Source organism: Paracoccus sp. S4493 (assembly GCF_000967735.1).
GTDB lineage: Bacteria > Pseudomonadota > Alphaproteobacteria > Rhodobacterales > Rhodobacteraceae > Paracoccus > Paracoccus marcusii.
The window spans coordinates 1-19,199 of record NZ_JXYF01000123.1; the positions used below are offsets into that span (position 1 = coordinate 1).

General features: G+C 68.0%; 16 protein-coding genes. 10 read left to right on the forward strand and 6 right to left on the reverse strand.

The genetic code is table 11. The features are described from left to right. The coding region (locus TW83_RS14420; protein WP_052714910.1) for a cache domain-containing protein at window positions 1-1,142 on the reverse strand (1,142 nt) is incomplete at its 3' end. Window positions 1,143-1,338: 196 nt separating this feature from the next. Here TW83_RS14420 and TW83_RS14425 point away from each other — a divergent pair. After that, window positions 1,339-2,706, forward strand: coding sequence for a dicarboxylate/amino acid:cation symporter (locus tag TW83_RS14425; RefSeq protein ID WP_045983493.1), 1,368 nt, complete (start codon window positions 1,339-1,341; stop codon window positions 2,704-2,706). 436 nt (window positions 2,707-3,142) lie between these two features. Beyond that, entirely contained in the window at window positions 3,143-4,780 is a 1,638-nt protein-coding gene (locus TW83_RS14430; protein WP_157001614.1) for a hypothetical protein, read from the forward strand. Window positions 4,781-4,815: 35 nt separating this feature from the next. On the opposite strand, the gene TW83_RS14435 is transcribed toward TW83_RS14430, so the two are convergent. Further along, on the reverse strand, window positions 4,816-6,504 hold the full coding sequence (locus TW83_RS14435; RefSeq protein WP_045983474.1) for an alpha/beta-hydrolase family protein: 1,689 nt from the start codon (window positions 6,502-6,504) through the stop codon (window positions 4,816-4,818). A gap of 287 nt (window positions 6,505-6,791) precedes the next feature. Between TW83_RS14435 and TW83_RS14440 the strand changes: the two genes are divergently transcribed. Next, window positions 6,792-7,784: a PHB depolymerase family esterase gene (locus TW83_RS14440; protein ID WP_239441372.1), complete on the forward strand. Its 993-nt coding sequence runs from the start codon at window positions 6,792-6,794 to the stop codon at window positions 7,782-7,784. Window positions 7,785-7,988: 204 nt separating this feature from the next. Here the strand turns inward: TW83_RS14440 and TW83_RS14445 are convergent, their stop codons facing one another. Further along, window positions 7,989-8,675 (reverse strand): superoxide dismutase, encoded by a 687-nt coding sequence (locus tag TW83_RS14445; RefSeq protein WP_045983476.1) that lies wholly within the window; start codon window positions 8,673-8,675, stop codon window positions 7,989-7,991. 170 nt (window positions 8,676-8,845) lie between these two features. On the opposite strand from TW83_RS14445, the gene TW83_RS14450 reads away from it, so the two are divergent. Further along, window positions 8,846-10,210, forward strand: a complete 1,365-nt coding sequence (locus TW83_RS14450; protein WP_045983477.1) for an amidase — start codon at window positions 8,846-8,848, stop codon at window positions 10,208-10,210. A 4-nt stretch (window positions 10,211-10,214) separates the two neighbouring features. Here TW83_RS14450 and TW83_RS14455 read toward each other — a convergent pair whose 3' ends face one another. After that, window positions 10,215-11,741 carry a lyase family protein gene (locus TW83_RS14455; protein WP_045983478.1) on the reverse strand — a complete coding sequence of 509 codons (1,527 nt, stop codon included), beginning with the start codon at window positions 11,739-11,741 and terminating at the stop codon, window positions 10,215-10,217. Between the two features lie 282 nt (window positions 11,742-12,023). Here TW83_RS14455 and TW83_RS14460 point away from each other — a divergent pair, with 282 nt between their 5' ends. Genes TW83_RS14460 through TW83_RS14480 form a run of 5 tightly spaced genes read left to right on the forward strand, consistent with a single transcriptional unit; the run spans window position 12,024 to window position 16,605 of the window. Further along, window positions 12,024-13,229 carry an ABC transporter substrate-binding protein gene (locus tag TW83_RS14460; RefSeq protein WP_045983479.1) on the forward strand — a complete coding sequence of 402 codons (1,206 nt, stop codon included), beginning with the start codon at window positions 12,024-12,026 and terminating at the stop codon, window positions 13,227-13,229. A gap of 15 nt (window positions 13,230-13,244) precedes the next feature. Beyond that, complete coding sequence (locus TW83_RS14465) at window positions 13,245-14,021, forward strand: ABC transporter ATP-binding protein (protein ID WP_045983480.1); 777 nt, start codon at window positions 13,245-13,247, stop codon at window positions 14,019-14,021. Next, window positions 14,018-14,719, forward strand: a complete 702-nt coding sequence (locus tag TW83_RS14470) for an ABC transporter ATP-binding protein (RefSeq protein WP_045983481.1) — start codon at window positions 14,018-14,020, stop codon at window positions 14,717-14,719. The genes TW83_RS14465 and TW83_RS14470 overlap by 4 nt, the downstream gene beginning before the upstream one ends. A gap of 1 nt (window position 14,720) precedes the next feature. After that, window positions 14,721-15,608: a branched-chain amino acid ABC transporter permease gene (locus tag TW83_RS14475; RefSeq protein WP_045983482.1), complete on the forward strand. Its 888-nt coding sequence runs from the start codon at window positions 14,721-14,723 to the stop codon at window positions 15,606-15,608. Window position 15,609: 1 nt separating this feature from the next. After that, window positions 15,610-16,605, forward strand: coding sequence for a branched-chain amino acid ABC transporter permease (locus TW83_RS14480; protein ID WP_157001616.1), 996 nt, complete (start codon window positions 15,610-15,612; stop codon window positions 16,603-16,605). Between the two features lie 32 nt (window positions 16,606-16,637). Here the strand turns inward: TW83_RS14480 and TW83_RS14485 are convergent, their stop codons facing one another. After that, entirely contained in the window at window positions 16,638-17,393 is a 756-nt protein-coding gene (locus tag TW83_RS14485; RefSeq protein WP_045983484.1) for an IclR family transcriptional regulator, read from the reverse strand. Between the two features lie 227 nt (window positions 17,394-17,620). Then, window positions 17,621-18,514, reverse strand: a complete 894-nt coding sequence (locus TW83_RS14490; RefSeq protein WP_045983485.1) for a LysR family transcriptional regulator — start codon at window positions 18,512-18,514, stop codon at window positions 17,621-17,623. A gap of 225 nt (window positions 18,515-18,739) precedes the next feature. Between TW83_RS14490 and TW83_RS14495 the strand changes: the two genes are divergently transcribed. Continuing rightward, window positions 18,740-19,168: a heme-binding protein gene (locus TW83_RS14495; protein ID WP_045983486.1), complete on the forward strand. Its 429-nt coding sequence runs from the start codon at window positions 18,740-18,742 to the stop codon at window positions 19,166-19,168. Window positions 19,169-19,199: the final 31 nt, after the last annotated feature.

Sequence of the window (19,199 nt, forward strand, 5' to 3'; positions counted from 1 at the left end):
CGGTCCAGGTTCGCGGCCACCGGCGCCGGGTCGCGGTCCAGCATCGCGCGGCCGTTCTCCGCCAGCAGGCGGATCGTGGCCAGGGGCTGGTTCACCTCATGGGCGAAACCGGCGCTGACCTGCCCTAAGGTTGCCAGCTTGTTGGCCTGCACCAGATCGGATTGCAGCTGGACCAGACGCTGTTCGGCGGCGCGGCGCTCGCGCATCTCTCCGGACAGGTCGCGGGTGCGGGCCTCGACCGCGCGTTCCAGGTCGGCGCGATAGGCGGCCTCGGCTCGCGCGCGGCGGGCGGCGCGGCGCAAGCGGGCCATGATCACCGCGACCACGACCCCGGCCAGCAGCACGGCCAGGACGGCGGTCCCTGCCGCAAGCGACGCCACGCGCTGCGCCTCGGCCAGGGGGCGGCGGACCAGCAGGGTCCAGTCGGTGCCGCGCACGCTGGCGCGGGCCTGCACCATGCCGCGGACATCCGGCAGGGCCCCAAAACGCAGCGCCGGCTGGCCCGAGATGATCACCCGGTCCTGTCCGTCCACCACATGCGTGGCCCCGGTGTCGCGCGCCCATGCGGCCTCCAGCGGGTCGAACTCGACCTTGACCACCACCACGCCCAACAGCGTCGTCCCGTCGCGGATGTCATGGGCCAGATACAGGCCGGGCCGCCCGCTGACCGTGCCAAGCGCGTATTCCTGGCCCGTGCCCTGCGCCACCGCCTGACGAAAATACTGCCGGAATCCATAGTCGTGGGCGATGAAGCTGGACGGCAGGTCCCAGTTCGACGCGGCCACCGACACGCCCCGGCGATCCAGCAGATAGATCACGTCGCTTTGCGTTTCCGCCCGCAGCAGGTCCATCTTGGCCGACACCGCGAAATCGCGGTCGGGGCCACCCTGCTGCAGCAACTGGATCACCTGCTGGTCGACGGCCAGGACGGTGGCCACCGCACGCTGTCGGTCCAGGATGCTGTCCAGCGTCAACGCGCGGCTTTCGGCGGCGGCTTGCGCGTCCTGGTCTAGCTGCGCCAGCATCCCGTCGCGCGTCACCGTATAGGCGGCCCAAGGCCCCGCCAGCAGAGCTGCGACCAGCACCAGCTGCGCGGGATGCAGCCGCCAGCGCGATTCCCGCAAGGTCGCCGCCTGTTCCATCCCGTCCCCCGGACTGTTTCGGTTCCCACACTAGCACGCGGCATCTGTGCGGAAAACCACACATTATAGACCCTCGCATGCCGACAGAAAGCCATGAAATCAACGCATTGCTGCCATGCGCGCGGAAAGCGGGCAGTCCGGTCCGATGGGCTATCCTGTGTCACGTCATCGTCACATGCAGGTCGGAGGAGACCAGATGCAGTTGAACGCCCCCGCGCATCCCCAAGCGCACGCCCCCAAGCCCTTTTACGCCCACCTGTACGTCCAGGTGATCTTTGCCATCGTCGCCGGCGCGCTGATCGGCCATTTCTATCCCCAGACCGGCGAGGCGCTGAAGCCCTTGGGCGACGCCTTCATCAAGCTGGTTAAGATGATCATCGCGCCGGTCATCTTCCTGACCATCGTCACGGGCCTGGCCGGAATGGGCACGCTGCGCGGCGTGGGATCGGTCGTGGGCAAGGCCTTCGCCTATTTCCTGACCTTCTCGACGCTGGCGCTGATCGTCGGCCTGATCGTGGCGAACGTCATCCAGCCCGGCCGCGGCATGAACATCGACCCGTCCACCCTGGATGCCAGCACCGTCACCGGCTATGCCGAGAAGGCGCACGAGACCAGCCTAGTGGGCTTCGTCATGGACATCATCCCGACCACGCTGGTGTCGGCCTTCGTCGAGGGCAACATCCTGCAGGTGCTGTTCGTGGCGATCCTGTTCGGCATCGGCATGATCATGGTCGGCGACCGCGCCAAGCCGGTCCTGTCGGTCATGGAATCGGCCAGCTTCGCGATCTTCCGCGTGGTCGACATCCTGATGAAGGCCGCCCCCATCGGCGCCTTCGGGGCCTTCGCCTTCACCATCGGCAAGTACGGCATCGGGTCCGTCGTGAACCTGGCGGCGTTGGTCGGCACGTTCTACCTGACCTCGGCCCTGTTCGTGATCGTGATCCTAGGCACTGTCTGCATGGTCAACGGGTTCTCGATCTTCCGGCTGATCTCCTATCTCAAGGCCGAGATCCTGCTGGTGCTGGGCACCTCGTCGTCGGAATCCGCACTGCCCTCGCTGATGGAGAAGATGGAGAAGGCCGGCTGCGCCCGTCCCGTCGTGGGCCTGGTCGTGCCGACCGGCTACAGCTTCAACCTGGACGGCACCAACATCTACATGACGCTGGCCGCGCTGTTCATCGCCCAGGCCACGAACACCGACCTGTCGCTGCAGCAACAGGTCCTGCTGCTGCTGGTCGCGATGCTGTCGTCAAAGGGTGCGGCGGGCGTCACCGGCGCGGGCTTCATCACGCTTGCCGCCACACTGTCGGTCGTCCCGACCGTGCCGGTCGCGGGCATGGCGCTGATCCTGGGCGTGGACCGCTTCATGTCGGAATGCCGCTCGGTCACGAACTTCATCGGCAACGCGGTCGCCACTGTGGTGGTCAGCCGCTGGCAAGGCGCGCTGGACCGCGACCAGTTCGACGCCGCCCTGGCGGGTCGGCCCGTCGGACAGGCTCGTCCCGTGGGCGACCTGGTTCCCGCTCCCGCCGGCCTGCCACTGGGCGAACGCAGCGCAGACTGATTAAGCCTCGGGGGCGCTGCAATCCGGCGCCCCCGTTTTTACGAACCGCTGCGCCCGTCACCAAAAATTCCTGTGCGCCGCGCAGGATGACTTCGGGCCAGATACAGTCGCGCAACGGTTGCGCGCGGGTCGGATCGGTGCTGCGGGCGCCGGTCCGACCTTGCGGCATCGTGATCCGTGCAGGCGGGCCTAGATCGCGTTGACTGCATGATCCGACCTTGTGGCGGCTTCTGGAAACCAACTGAAGAATCCCGGTATTATCATTTATTTTCAATAAGATGAATGCGGGTATTGAGCCATATTCGATCTGGCCGGGGGGCTGCGGTCCCGAACCGGGCCGCAAATTCCCCTGCCGGTAAACGCCTTGCCCGGATGCGCACCACGCTGTTAGAAATTCACGGTCCCCTTTGTCGGGGCAGTGCATGGAGGGCCGCCGGTGAAAAGACGTTCCGTACTGATGCTTGGCGCCGCCTTCGGACTGCAGGCCGCGATCGGGATGCCACTGAGCGCGCGGGCCGCGACACGCACCGAACCGGGGGGCATCGCGGTGGGGCTGTCGGGTATCTCTGACTGGGGGGCCTCTCAGCCATTCATCGACGTGATGCGCCAAAGCCGTGAATGGATGGGACGGTCCGAGGCCGAGTTCGTGTCCCATACCAACGCCCAGTTGCGCGAGGGCGGGCATCTGGATGCCGACGGCTGGCCCATCAGCATCCCCGACGGCTCGACTGCCGTGGGCACGATCATCCTGTGCGACCTGTCCGCCGACGATATCAGTGTGAACGGCCATTACCGGATGACCTGGGACGGAACCGGCGACGTGCGCATCAACGGGACCGGCACGAACGTGACCACCGGGCCGGGATGGGCCGAGTTCGACTATGTCGCGTCGGACACCGGGATCGTGGCGATCGACATCGTCAGGCAGGACGCCGCCGATCCCGCGCGGAATTTCCGCTGCATCCATCAGGACTTGCAGGCCGAATATGATGCAGGACAGATCTTTCGGCCCGAATGGCTGGCGCTGATCGGCGGGTTCCGGGCGATCCGCTTCATGGACTGGATGGTGACGAATAACAGCACGCTCTCCGAATGGGACAACCGGCCGCGCCTGACCTCGGCCACCTGGACCCTGGGCGTGCCGGTCGAGGTGATGGTGGCGCTGGCCAATCAGCTGGGCATCGATCCGTGGTTCTGCTTTCCGCATCTGGCGACCGACGACCACATCACCCGCTTTGCCACGCTGGTCCGCGACAGCCTGGATCCGGGTCTGACCGCCTGGTACGAATTCTCGAACGAGGTCTGGAATTTCCAGTTCGGCCAGACCCAGTGGGCCCTGCAGCAGGCCGAGGCGCAATGGCCCGGCCAGGGCGATGGCTGGATGCAGTATTACGGTGGCCGTGCGGCTGAAATGGCGGTGCTGCTGGATGCGGTCTATGCCGATGCGCCCGACCGCCTGCGCAAGGTCATCACCGCCCATACCGCCTGGATCGACCTGAACCATGCCATGCTGGATGCGCCCTTGTGGGTGGCGGACGGTCCGGACCGCCGGGCACCCAAGACCTATTTCGATGCCTATGCGGTGACGGGCTATTTCGACGGCGGCATCGGGCGCCCCGCGAACCTGTCGCTGATCCGGACCTGGCGCGACATGGGGGATGCGCGGGCGTTCGACCTGATGGCGGAACAGGTGGCCGACGGGCGCCATATTGCGGGTGAAGAGGGCGGCACCACCATCGCCACGCTGGAGGAGGTCTGGGCCGCCCAGCACACCATCGCCCAGGAGGCAGGCCTGTCGTTGGTCATGTACGAGGGCGGCAGCCATATCGTCCCCGACCGGGCTGCCATCGACGCCGATCCCGAGCTGTTCGATTTCATCGAGCGGTTCCACTATTCGGATCAGATGGGCGCGCTGTACCGGCGCGCCATCGACGGCTTTGGCGCGGCGGGCGGGGCGTTCTTCAACGCTTTCGTTGAGGTATCCGGTCCTGGCCATTACGGTTTCTGGGGCGCGCGGCGCCATGTCGGCGACGACAATCCGCGCTGGCGCGCCATCGCCGACAGCCGCGCCTGACGCCGTCATCGCCGCACGCGGCGGCCGGACCGGGGTCAGCCCGAACTGCCAGGTTGTGTCATGACCGCCTGTTGCCGCGCTTGGAAATGGTCGCGCAGCGCCTGCAGCCGTTCGGGGGTCCATCCGGGTGGGTCGGTGATCGCCAGCCAGGGGTCGATGTGATCGACATGGGCATAGACATGGCCATGCCCGATCGGCACCTCCAGCGCGATCGCCATGTCGAAGGCCAGCTGCAGTTGGGTGATGATCGGATACCAGCGCAGGTCGGGCGACACTTCGGGGGCGCGGGGGCTGGCCAGCCATTCGGGCGGGCGGATCGCGCTGTCGGACCGGAAGAACACGATGGGATCGCTGCCGTATTGCAGGAACACGATCCGCACCTCGCCCCAGGGGCCGCCGTCATGCACCGACTGGCGGCCGTCGGTAAAGCGCACGACCTCTCCGGTGGTCAGGTGCGGCAGCCATGCGGGCGATCCGGGGTCGCGTTCGGCGGTCAGCGTCTGCCACAGCTGGCTGACGAAGGGCGGCCCGACCCACAGCGCCCCGTCGATGGGCTGATCCAGCATCTCGTGCAGGCGCAACGATTGCTGAGAGCTGTGCGCGCCCAGACTGAGACCATAGAGATACAGCCGGGGGCGCGTCTCCTCGGGCAGCTGCTGCCAGCGGCGGTGGACGGCCCCGAACAGGGCGCGCCCGGCCTCGGCCGCCTGTTCGGGCTGCACCAACAGCGAAATCCAGCTTTGCAGATAGGAATACTGCAGCGCCACGGTCGCGACGTCGCCGTGGTTCAGATGCTCCAGCGGCTCGATCGCGGCGGGGTCCATCCAGCCGGTGCCGGTGGGCATGGCGACGACCAGCGTGCTGCGGTCGAACCCGCCCACGCGTTCCAGTTCGCGCACCGCCAGATCGGCGCGCGCGGTCAGCGTGTCCGCCGCGTTCAGCCCGACATAGACGCGCAGCGGCTGCCGCGCGGGCTGTCCGGTGACGCGGGCGATGGCCTGGGGGTCGGGGGTGGTGGCGACGAAATTGCGCCCCTCGCGCCCCAGATCCTGCCAGGCGACCAGCGATTCGGCGCTGCCTGTCTGCCAGGGCTGGTCGGGGGCGATCTGTTCGGCGGGGATCAGGTCGTCCAGCGCCTGCGCCGACTGGTCGATGCTGGAGACGACGTTGCGCACCAGAACGCCGCTGAAGACCTGATAGGTCACCAGGATCGTCAGCAGCACGCCCAGAACCCGCGCCTGCCGGCGGGGCAGGACCTGCGCGATGCGCGCGCTGACATAACGGCCAAGCGCCACCAGCAGCTTGCCCAGGATCAGCAGGACCGACGCGACCGCAGTGCCAAGCCCCGCCACCACGAAGGGGGCCACGCCCTCGGCCGGGGGCAGGGTCATGGCGGCGCGGATGTCGTTCTGCCATTCTGCGGACCGCAGCAGGAACACGGTCACGATGACCAGCGCCACCGCGCCCATCGCCGGCACCAGCAGGCGCGCCTGACGGTCGGTCATGCGCGGCAGCTGCAGATAGCGCCACAGCGCGCCGGCCAGCACCGCCACCCCATAGCCCGCGGCAAAGCAGAACCCCGCCAGGATGCCCTGGATCTGGGGGCTGCGCGGGATCAGGCTGGGCGTCAGGGAACCCGCGACGAACAGCGCGCCGGTGACCAGGCCCACTCCGGACGTGCGCCGGTCCAGCCAGTCCAGAAACGTCAGCATGGCGGCCGTCATCGGCAGGACCTTTTCGTTGCGGCGCGGCGGGGGCCGGGGCGTCTGCCCGCAAAATGTCAAACGCCGCCCGAATGGGCAAGCGCGCCCGGACCTGTCAGCGCGTCATGGCAGCCATGACCGGCGGAACCGGGGTTGCCGCTTGCCCAATCCGGGGGCGCATGCGACGCAGAGGTCATGTGCACCCGAACGCTGCCCCGAACCCCGTGACCAGGCGCCCCAGACTTCGCATCGGAACCCGTCGCCGGAAATCCGGCGCCAACGCCATGGCGGGCCTGATGGGCGCCTTCATGAAGACGGCCACCAAGGCGATGACGCAGGCGGCCACCGCCGCCGTGCAGCCGCCGAAAGCGGCAAAGCCCAAGCCCGCCAAGTCAAAGCCTGCCGCAAAGCCGCGGGCCGCCGCCCCGCGATCGGCGCGGTTCGAGACGGGGACCCATACCTGCGCCCACGGGACGCGCAAGTACCGCGTCTATCTGCCCTCGGCGATCGGGGCGGGGGTGCCGGTGCCACTGCTGGTGATGCTGCATGGCTGTGGCCAGACGCCCGAGGATTTCGCCAAGGGCACCGGGATGAACGCGCTGGCCGAACAGCGGGGCGTGATCGTGGTCTATCCCGCGCAGCCGCGCGAGGCGCATGCCAACCGCTGCTGGAACTGGTTCCGCCCCGAGGATCAGGGTCGCGACGGCGGTGAACCCGCCCTGCTGGCCAGCCTGACCCGGGACATGCTGGCGCGCTATGGCGCGGACCCGGCGCGGGTCTATGTCACGGGCCTGTCGGCGGGCGGGTCGACCGCGATGCTGCTGGCGCATGCCTATCCCGATCTGTTCGCCGCCGTCGGATGCCATTCCGGCCTGCCGCCGGGCGCGGCGGGGGACAAGACCTCTGCCATCATCGCGATGAAGCAGGGCAGCCCCGGCCGCCGCCTTGCCACGCCCGTCCCCACGATCATCTTCCACGGCAGCGACGACCACATCGTGACCCCGCGCAACGGCCGCTTCGTGGCGATCCGCGCGGTCGAGACGTTCCCCGGCCTGCGTGCGGTGGAACTGACCCGCACCGTGCCGGGCGGACGGGCCTATGTCCGCACCAGCCACCGGGTGGGGCAGGGCCGGTCCTGGGTGGAACACTGGCTGGTCAAGGGCGCGGGCCATGCCTGGTCGGGCGGTTCGCGTGCGGGTCGGTTCGTCGATCCGGGCGGGCCGGATGCCTCGGCCCAGATGCTGCGGTTCTTCCTGTCCCACAGGACCACGCGCAAGACGCGGACCGCCCCGCCCGCCTGAAACGCAGGGGCCTGAATGGGATGCCCTGATGCCGACGTCGTGCCAGACGCTTAGCCCGCCGGAACAGGCTCTGACCGGCCCATTGCACGGCTCCGACGCCCTTGCACCGTCGTTTCTGGCCCGTCGCGCGCTATTTTGGTTTCGCAAAGAAGACGGGCGGCACGTTGCCGTGCCGCCCGTCGTAAGATTGGGGATGGCCGTGGCTTATTCGGCCAGCGCCGCGTCATAGCGTTCGGACACGGCCCCCCAGTTCACCACATCCCACCAGCTTTCCAGGTATTCGGCCCGGCGGTTGTTGTAGGTCAGATAATAGGCGTGCTCCCACACGTCGTTGCCCAGAAGCGGCGTGCCCTGCGTCTCGGCCACGTCCATCAGCGGGTTGTCCTGGTTCGGGGTCGAGGTGATCTCCAGCTCGTCCTGATCGTTCACGATCAGCCAGACCCAGCCCGATCCGAACTGGCCTGCACCGGCCTCTTGGAATGCGGTGCGGAACTCCTCGTCGGAACCGAATGCCGCCTCGATCGCCTCGGTCAGTTCGGGCGACATCTCTCCGGTCTGATCGGCCGGGGCCATCGACTCCCAGAAGAATGTGTGGTTCCAGTGACCGCCGGCGTTGTTGCGGACGCGGTCGGGATAGGTGCCGGCATTGGCCACCAGATCCTCCAGCGCGGTGCCGGCGGGGGCGTCGCCCTCGGCGATGGCGGTGTTGAGGTTGGTCACATAGCTCTGGTGGTGCTTGTCGTGATGCAGGCCCATCGTCTCGGCGCTGATGACCGGGTCCAGCGCGTCCGCGGCATAGGGCAGGTCGGGCAGCGAGAACTCTCCCTCGGCCTGGGCAAGGGCTGCGACGGGCGTGGCGCAGATGGCAAGGATCGCAAGGGTCTGTTTCATCGGGTTCTCCTGTTGGTGTCGGGGCACAACCGCAGCATGCGCCCGATGTTCCGTTCCAACGCCGATGTCATGGATGCACACGGTTCTGTGATCGGCACGGGCGGCCGGGGTTGTGGGGCGCGCCGTTTCGCCCCACGGTGACGGCGACATCAGGAAAAGGGGCACATCGGATGATCACCGGGGATGCGACAAGCCAGCTGGAGGCCCTGCGCGCGGGCACCATCGATGCGGTCGGGCTGATGGCGCTGACGATGGATCGGATCGCGGCGACGAACCCGTCCATCAACGCCGTCGTCGCGCTGCGCGACCGCGACACCCTACTGGCCGAGGCCGCGCAGGCCCCCGCGGGGCCGCTGCAGGGGTTGCCGATGGCGGTCAAGGATTTGGCGGACACGGCGGGGATCGTCACGACCTATGGCTCGCCCGCGTTCCGCGACCACGTGCCGGTGGCGGACAGCCCGATGGTCGCGCGCCTGCGCCGGGCCGGGGCGGTGATCATCGGCAAGACCAACACGCCCGAATTCGGGCTGGGGTCGCACAGCTACAACCCGGTCTATGGCGTCACGCGCAACCCCTATGACCTGTCGCGGTCGGCGGGCGGGTCCAGCGGCGGCGCGGGGGCAGCGCTGGCCGCGCGCATGGTGGCGCTGGCGGACGGGTCGGACATGATGGGGTCGCTGCGCAACCCGGCCGGGTGGAACAACGTCTTCGGGTTCCGGCCCAGCTATGGCCTGGTCGCGCCGTCCAACCCGGGCGACCTGTTCCTGTCCCAGCTGTCGACCGAAGGCCCGATGGCGCGGTCGATCCGCGACCTGGAGCTGTTGCTGGCGGTCCAGTCCGCCCCCGATGCGATGCACCCGCATTCCAGCGGCCCCTATCGCCCCGCGCCGCCCAAGGGCAGGCTGCGCATCGGCTGGCTGGGCGATTGGGGCGGGGCCTATGCGATGGAGCCGGGCGTGCTGGACCTGTGCGGAACCGCCGTGCAGGTGCTGGCCGATCTGGGCCATGACGTGGTGCCCATGGCGCCACCCTTTTACGCCGCCGCCCTGTGGGAGGCCTGGACGACGCTGCGCAGCTGGACCATCGCGGGCAGCCTTGGCCCGCTGCTGCACAGCGCCCCGGACCAGGTGAAGCCCGAACTGCGGTGGGAGATCGAGCGCGGCCTGGCCCTGTCCGCCGCCGACCTGCGCCGTGCCAGCACGATCCGGTCGGACTGGTTCCGCCACACGGCGGGGATGGACGTGGACATCCTGGCGCTGCCGTCGGCGCAGCTGTTCGCGTTCGACGCGGGCTGGACCTGGCCGCGCCAGATCGCGGGACGGCAGATGGACAGCTATCACCGCTGGATGGAGGTGGTCGTGCCGGCATCGCTGACCGGGTTGCCGGCGCTGTGCGTGCCGGCGGGGTTCGGACCGTCCGGCACGCCGATGGGGCTGCAGCTGATCGGCCATCGCGGGCGCGATGCCTGCGTGCTGAACCTGGGCCGCGCCTACGAGGCCGCGACATCCTGGATCGACCACCAGCCCGCGCCCTGAAGGGTCAGTCCCGCGTCAGGCCGTCGAAATCGGCGTCCAGCCGGTCCAGCGCCGCATCGACATGGCCGCGCCGGGCGGCGATCCAGCCGGCGTGATCGTCCAGCCGCACGCGGGCGGTGCCGATCATGCGCGTCATCTCCTGCGGTTGCGGCCCGCCGGAGGTGGCGCGCGCGGCGACGATCGCGGCCGGGTCCAGGGCCTGGCGGAACTGCTCCTGGGTCAGGGGCAGGTCAGCGGGGGCGTCGGTGCCTGCGACGGCATCCGCATAGATGCGCTGCGCCTCGGCATAGGGAAAGTCCAGCGGACCCATCCCGTTTTGGCGCGCATGTGTCACGATCTCGGAGGCGACGTGATGGCCTTCGCGGAAGGGCAGGCCGTGGTCGCGCATCAGCCGGTCGGCGATCTCCTGCGAGGCGGTCCAGTCGCTGTTCAGCTCCTCCAGCGCGCGATCCTGGTCGATGACCAGCGCCTGAAGGACCGCGTCCAGCCGCGACAGGGTGGCGATGCCCGCATCGACCATCGCGGCATTGTCGGCGACATCCTTGGGGTCGGGCATGCCGGGGGTGATGTTGTGCGTCTGCAGGACCGGCCCCATTGCCAGCGCGATGGCCTGCGACGCATCGCTGCGCGTGTTGTTCAGCAGGCCCGGATTGCGCTTTTGCGGCATGGCCGAAGAGACATAGGTGTTCTCTCCGCCCTCCTCCAGCAGCATCCAGGGGCGGGTCTGGGCGTATTGGGTCATGATGTCCTCGACCAGGTTGCCGCTGTGCAGCGCGACCGAGGTGACGATGCCGGCCACCTCGACCGGGTGGTCCATCGACGAGATCTGCGACGCGTCATAAGCGTTCTCGACCAGCGCCGGAAAGCCCAGGTATTCGGCCATCCGCTGGCGGTTCAGCGGCCAGCCGGTGCCGTTCAGGACGGTGGTGCCCATCGCGCTGCGGTCGATGCGGGCATAGGCCTCGCGGATGCGCTGCGCGTCGCGGTCCAGGCCGGCGGAGTGGCCCAGTAGGTAATGCCCCAGGCTGTTGGGCTGGGCCGCGACCCCGTTGGTATAGTTCGGCACGATGATGTCTGCATGGCGTTCGGCCAGGTCGACCATCGTGGTCGTGGTCGCGTGCAGCTGATCGGCCAGCTCCAGCATCTTGTCGCGCAGCATCGCGGCGCGGAAGGTGGCGTGCATGTCCTGGCTGGACCGCCCGGCATGCAGCAGGGTGACCTGCGGACCGCCCGCATCGATCAGCAGCGGCTCGAAGCTGATGACGGTGCGGGGGCGTTCTCCGTCGGGCGCGTCGCCCGCGGCGATCACCTGCGCCAGAGCCTCGGCGATGTCCGGGGCCAGGGCCGGGTCCAACAGCCCCTCCTGGCTGTTGATGACCAGGCTGGCCTTGTTCATCTGGCCCAGCCAGAAGAACTCGTCGCGCGGCGGCGCGTCGGGACCGGCAGGGTCCTGGGCCGCGGCGGCCTGGGCGTGAAGCAGCGTGCCCGCCAGCAGGATCGCGGCGATGCGGCGTGTCGGATGACAGGTCATGGTGGTCTCCTCTCCGTGTTCAGGGGGTCAGGATAGGGGCTGTGGACCGCAGGCCAACCCCCGGCCCGCCGCCACCAGCGCCGCTGGCGGATTGCAGCCTGTGCAAGTTGCCGCAGGGCGGTCCAAGCGTCCTTGCCAAGGCAAACCTATTCTGCAACCTTTCCCAAGCGCGGCCTTGGGGAGAGGGTCGTCAGTCATTCACGGAAACGATGAACCGGACCGCCGACCCGGCGGGTGGCCCGTCCACACGCCTGCGGTCCGACACGAGGGAGAGAGAAGACCATGGCTAGACTGTTGACATCGGTGGCGATCTTGGGCGCCACGGCCACCGCCGCGATGGCCCAGGTATCGGATGACGTCGTCAAGATCGGCATCCTGAACGACCAGTCGGGCGTCTATGCCGATTTCGGCGGCACCTATTCCTATCAGGCGGCGCTGATGGCGGTCGAGGATTTCGGCGGCACCGTGCTGGATATGCCGATCGAGGTCGTGACCGCCGATCACCAGAACAAGCCCGACGTCGCATCGAACATCGCGCGGCAGTGGTACGACACCGAACAGGTCGACGCAATCATGGAGCTGACCACCTCGTCCGTGGCGCTGGCCGTGCAGGCGCTGTCGGCCGAGGCCGACAAGATCACCATGACCACCGGTGCCGCCACCACCGAACTGACCGGCGCGCAATGCACCGCGAACGGGTTCCACTGGGCCTATGACACCCACGCGCTGGCCGTGGGCACCGGCGGCGCGCTGGTCGAGCAGGGCGGCGACAGCTGGTTCTTCCTGACCGCCGATTATGCCTTCGGCTATTCGCTGGAGGAGCAGACCGGCGCCTATGTCACCGCCAATGGCGGCGAGGTGCTGGGCTCGGTCCGCCATCCGCTGTCCACCAATGATTTCTCGTCCTTCCTGCTGCAGGCGCAGGCATCGGGGGCCAAGGTCATCGGCCTGGCCAATGCCGGCCTGGACACCCAGAACGCCATCAAGTCCGCGGCCGAATTCGGCATCGTGCAGGGCGGCCAGCGCCTGGCGGCGCTGCTATTCACCTTGGCCGAGGTCCACGGCCTGGGAGCCGAGGCGGCGCAGGGCCTGACCCTGACGGAATCCTTCTACTGGAACCGCACCGACGAAAGCCGCGAATTCGCGCAGCGCTTCTTCGAGCGCACGCAGGCGATGCCGAACATGGTCCATGCCGGCACCTATTCGGCCGTCCTGCAGTACCTGAAGGCCATCGAGGCCGCCGGCACCGACGAGACCGCCGCCGTGTCCGAACAGCTGCATACGCTGCCGGTCAACGACGTCTTCTCTCAGGGCGGCACGGTGGGCGCGAACGGACGCCTGATCACCGACGTCTATCTGCTGGAGGTCAAGGCACCGGCCGACATCACCACGGACTGGGATTACTTCAACGTCCTGGCGACCATCCCCGGGTCCGAGGCGTTCATCGATCCGGCCGAAAGCGGCTGTGCGCTGGTCGCGGCGAACTAGGGCGCGGACGGACCCATGACAGCAATGCCTGTGCAACAGGACCAGCCGCGGGTGGTGTTATCCGCCCGCGGCCTTGGCAAGGATTTCGCCGGCTTCACCGCCGTCAACGATGTCGACCTGGATGTCGAACACGGCCGCATCCACGCGCTGATCGGCCCGAACGGCGCGGGCAAGACCACCGTCTTCAACCTGCTGACCAAGTTCCTGACGCCCACCCGCGGGTCGATCACGCTGCTGGGCCAGGACATCACCGCCAGAAAGCCCGCCGAGGTGGCGCGGCTTGGCCTGGTGCGGTCGTTCCAGATCTCGGCCGTGTTCCCGCATCTGACGGTGCTGGAGAACCTGCGCGTCGCGCTGCAGCGGCCCAACGGGCTGGCCACCCAGTTCTGGCGGTCGCTGTCGTCGCTGGACCGGCTGAACCCGCGCGCGGACGAGCTGATCGCGCAGCTGGGCCTGACGGAATATCGCGACACCCGTGCGATGGACCTGTCCTATGGCCGCAAGCGCGTGCTGGAGATCGCGACCACGCTGGCCCTGGACCCCAAGGTCCTGCTGCTGGACGAGCCGATGGCCGGGATGGGCCTTGAGGACGTGCGCACCGTCGCCGGCATCATCCGCGACGTGGCCCGCGACCGGGCCGTCCTGATGGTCGAACACAACCTGTCGGTCGTGGCCGACATCTGCGACCGCGTCACCGTGCTGCAGCGCGGAGAGATCCTGGCCAGCGGCGATTACGCCACGGTGTCCACCGATCCCCGCGTGCGCACCGCCTATATGGGAACCGACGCATGAGCGCGCTTCTGAATGTCGCCGGGCTGAACGCCTGGTACGGCGAAAGCCACATCCTGCACGGCGTCGACCTGCACGTGAACGAAGGCGAGATGATCTGCATCCTGGGCCGCAACGGCATGGGCAAGACCACCACGCTGCGGTCGATCATGGGCATCCTGCGCAAGCGCACCGGCAGCATCACCTTTGCCGGCAGCGACATGATGACCATGCCGCTGCACAAGACCGCCCGCGCCGGCCTGGGCTTCGTCCCCGAGGAGCGCGGCATCTTCGCCAGCCTGTCGGTGCAGGAGAACCTAATGCTGCCGCCTGTGGTGGCCAAGGGCGGCATGTCGGTCGACGAGATCTATGCCCTGTTCCCGAACCTGCATGAACGCAGGAACAGCCCCGGCACGAAACTGTCGGGGGGCGAACAGCAGATGCTGGCCATGGCGCGCATCCTGCGCACCGGCGCGCGCTGCCTGCTGCTGGACGAGCCGACCGAGGGGCTGGCCCCGGTGATCATCCAGAACATCGGCACGGTGCTGGGCGAACTGAAGAAACGCGGCATGACCGTGGTGCTGGTCGAACAGAACTTCCGCTTTGCCAGCAAGGTCGCCGACCGGTTCTATCTGATGGATCACGGCCAGATGACCGCGGAATTCCCGGTGGGCCAGCTGCCCGCCAACATGGACATGCTCAATCGCGAACTGGGGGTCTGACATGACGATGATATTCGGCGTGCCGATGGCTGCCCTGATGGGGCAGCTGCTGATCGGCCTGATCAACGGGTCGTTCTATGCGCTGCTGTCGCTTGGGCTGGCGGTGATCTTCGGCCTGCTGCGGGTGATCAACTTCGCCCATGGCGCGCAATACATGCTGGGTGCGTTCGTGGCCTTGCTGCTGCTGACCTGGACCGGCGTGAACTACTGGATCGCGCTGATCCTGGCGCCGCTGATCGTGGGCACCTTCGGCGCGCTGGTCGAACGGACCATGCTGTCGCGGCTCTACAAGCTGGACCATCTGTATGGCCTGCTGTTTACCTTCGGCCTGGCCCTGACGATCGAGGGGACGTTCCGGTACTTCTTCGGCTCCAGCGGGCAGCCCTATCCGACGCCGCCGGCGCTGGCGGGGGGCGTGAACCTGGGCTTCATGTTCCTGCCGATCTATCGGGGCTGGGTGATCGTGGCGTCGCTGGCGGTCTGCATCGCCGTGTGGCTGCTGATCGAGAAGACCAAGCTGGGATCATACCTGCGCGCGGCCACCGAGAACCCGGTGCTGGTGCAAAGCTTCGGCGTGAACGTGCCGCTGCTGCTGACGCTGACCTATGCGTTGGGCGCGTCGCTGGCGGCATTCGCGGGCGTGCTGGCGGCGCCCATCTATCAGGTGTCGCCGCTGATGGGCACGAACATCATCATCGTCGTGTTCGCCGTGGTCGTGGTCGGCGGCATGGGGTCCATCCTGGGCGCCATCGTCACCGGCTACATGCTGGGCATCGCCGAGGGTCTGACCAAGGTCTTCTACCCCGAGGCATCGAACACCGTGATCTTCGTCATCATGGCGATCGTGCTGATCCTGCGGCCCGCAGGCCTGTTCGGAAAGGATGTGTAAGATGAGCCATTCCGACGCAACCACCCCCCAGGCCGCCGCGACCGTCCCGGCAGCCGGCCGCATCAAGGCGGTCATCCTGCTGGCCATGCTGGGCTTCCTGCTGCTGGTGCCCATGTTCCTGTACCCGATCTTCCTGATGAAGATCCTGTGCTTTGCGCTGTTCGCCGCGGGGTTCAACCTGCTGCTGGGCTATACCGGCCTTCTGTCCTTCGGCCATGCGGCCTTCTTCGGGGGCGGGGCCTATTTCACCGCGCATGCGGTCAAGGTCTGGGGCCTGTCGCCCGAACTGGGAATCCTGGTCGGGGTCGCGGGCGCGGCGGGGCTGGGCCTGATCATGGGGCTGATCGCCATCCGCCGTCAGGGCATCTATTTCGCCATGATCACCCTGGCCCTGTCGCAGATGTTCTTCTTCTTCTGCCTACAGGCCGCCTTCACGAACGGAGAGGACGGCATCCAGTCCGTCCCGCGCGGCACCTTCCTGGGCATGCTGGACCTGTCGAACCAGATCAACATGTACTATTTCGTGCTGGGCGTGTTCCTGGCCGGGATGCTGGCGATCTGGCGGATCATCAACTCTCCCTTCGGCATGATCCTGAAAAGCATCCGCGAGAACGAGGCGCGGGCGACGTCGCTTGGCTATACCGTGGCGCGCTACAAGCTGGCGGCGTTCGTCATGTCGGCAGCGATCGCGGGCTTGGCGGGCAGCGTGAAAAGCCTGGTGTTCCAGTTCGCGACCCTGACCGATGTCGGCTGGCAGATGTCCGGAGAGGTGATCCTGATGACGCTGCTGGGCGGCATCGGCACGCTGATCGGGCCGGTCATCGGCGCGGGGCTGGTGGTGACGCTGCAGAACTATCTGGCGACCTCGCCGCTGCCGGTGACGGTCATCACCGGGGTCGTCTTCATGGTCTGCGTGCTGCTGTTCCGGCGCGGCCTGGTGGGCGAGTTCTATGCCTCGCGGATCGGCCGCAGCCTGGGGTTCAAGTCCGACAGTTGAGCCAAGGCCCGTCCCGTCCGCGGGGCGGGCTTCTACAGGTGCAGCTGCTCGCCGGTGACGGCGGTCAGCCGCGCCGCGGCCTCGGCCACCGCCGCGCCGATCGCGCCGACCTGGCGCGTCCCGATCCGATGCGCGGGGGCGTTGATCGACAGCCCGGCCACCGCGCGCCCGGCCATGTCCACGATGGGCGCGGCCACGCAGCGCATTCCCGCCATCCGTCCCTGATCGTCGAACGCAAAGCCCTGCCTGCGGATGCGCGCCAGATCGGGACAGGCCGCGTCGGGCGCATGCCCCGCATTGATTGCCAGCATCGCCCGCCCGATGCCCGATCCGGTCAGCGACGCGCGCGTTCCGGGCGGAAAGGCCACGCGGATCGGCTGGTCGGATTCGACCTGCGACACGAACAGCACGTCACCATCGCTGAGGATGCCCAGGTTGGCCGTCTCTTGGGTCCGCGCAACCAGGTCCTGCAGGATCGGGCGTGCCCGCGCGATCAGCCCCGACCGCCGCAGGAAGGCCGCCCCAAGGCGAAAGCTGGATGGCCCGACCGACCAGCATTGCGTCGCGGCACAGCGTTCGACCATGCCGCGCAGGGCCAGGGTCTGCAGGATGCGATGCGTGGCGGATGCGGGCAGCCCCGCGCGCTGCGCGACCTCGCTCAGCGTCAGGCCGGGATGCAGCGACAGCAGGTCCAGCATGTCCAGCGCGCGGTCCAACGCCTGGACGGTCAGCGGGCGGCCGGGTCTGTCGGCACAGGGGCGGCCACGGCGGCGGGTCGGGTCGGCCATTGCGGTCTCTCCTTGATCACCCGGTGTCGGGTTAACTGTTTGAGTCGCATGCGATGGAAAATCCGTCCAGAAATATTAGTTAATGCCCCGCGGCGTGCGACGCGCCGGGCCATCACCCACCGGACGGACAGGCCGTGGAATATGCAGGCGGATCAACGGCAAACCCCGCGGTGGTGCAGTCGTCCCGTGCCGATTATCAATCGTCGCTGTAAAGTCCTTGCCCCGGCCTAGAACAGCGGACGCAGCTCCCGCACCGCGTGGTCGGCGAACATGCGGACCTTGGGGTCCTGCAGACGCCTGTGCGGGGCAAGGCAGCCGAACTGCGCCGGCAGGGGGCGGTTGGCGGGCAGGACCTCGACCAGGCGACCGTCGGCCAGGTCCTGCGTCACCTCGTACAGCGGGCGGTTGGCGATGCCGTGCCCGGCCAGCGCCCAATCGCGCAGCACGTCGCCGTCGTCGGTGTCGAACCGCCCCTGCACCATCATCTTGCGCGGCCCGTCCGATGTCTGCAGCGTCCAGTAATATTCCGGGCTGCGGGGATAGCGCAGCAACAGGCAGTTGTGACCCGCCAGGTCGTCCGGCCGCAGCGGCGTGCCCGCGGCGTCCAGATAGGCCTGCGACGCGACCAGCACCCGCGGGCATTCAGCGATCTTGCGCCATTTCAATGCGGAATCGGCGGGCTCTCCCAGAAAGAAGGCCAGGTCGATGGCATCCTCGACGATGTTGACGTTGCGGTCGGACAGGCGCAGGCGGATCTCGATCCCCGGATTGTCGGCGCAGAAGGGCGGGATCAGCGGCGCGACCAGCCGCCGTCCCAGGCCCAGGGGCGCGGTCAGGCGGATCACGCCCTGCGGCTTGCCCGAAAAGCTGCCGATCAGGGCCTCGGCCTCGTCCAGGGTCTCGATCACGCGTCGGGCGTGGTCATAGAAGGCGCGGCCGATCTCGGTCGTGGTCAGCTTGCGGGTGGTGCGGTTCAGCAGGCGCAGGCCAAAGCGGTTTTCCAGATCCTTGATCCGGTTCGATGCGACCGCGGGCGACAGGCGCAGATCGCGCCCCCCCGCCGTGATCGAGCCCAGTTCGACCACCCGCACGAAGACCCGCAAGCTTTCAAGATAGGACATCGCCGTTGGCCCGCTTTCAATGGAACGTGGAAAGTCTTCTATGTCGCGGATGATTCCGCAACCGAAACCGTCGCGCTAGCGTGATCCGGGCGGCGGCGCCCCGCGCGCGTTGCGCATTGGGGGTGGCCGTCCGCGACCCGCCTGCTAAGCATTGCCCGTCCGCGTCGCCGACCTTCGGGTCGTTCCGCTGCGGCCGGGCACCCGGACAACAGCCAAGGAATTCCGATGCAGACCCTGACCCGACTCGATCTCGACGACGCCCGCATCCTGATGGCCGGTGCCGAGGCCCATGCCCGGACGATCGGCGTCCCGATGTGCATCGCCATCACCGACGAGGCGGGCCAGCTGATCGCCTTTCAACGGATGGAGGGTGGCAAGGTCACCTCGACCACCATCGCCATCGACAAGGCCTTCACCGCGGCCGCGGCCAAGAAGGCGACCCACGACTATGGCATGGCCAGCCAGCCCGGCGCGCCGGCCTATGGCATCGCCTCGGCCATCGGCGGGCGGCTGATGGTGGTCGGCGGCGGTCTGCCGGTCCTGTGGAACGGAGAGGTGGTGGGCGGCATCGGCGTGTCCTCGGGGACGCCGGCCCAGGACCAGGCAGTGGCGCAGGCCGGGATCGACGACTGGATCGCGCGCCAGGCGAAGTGACAGCACCCCGCGCGCCCGCTGTCGGGTGCGC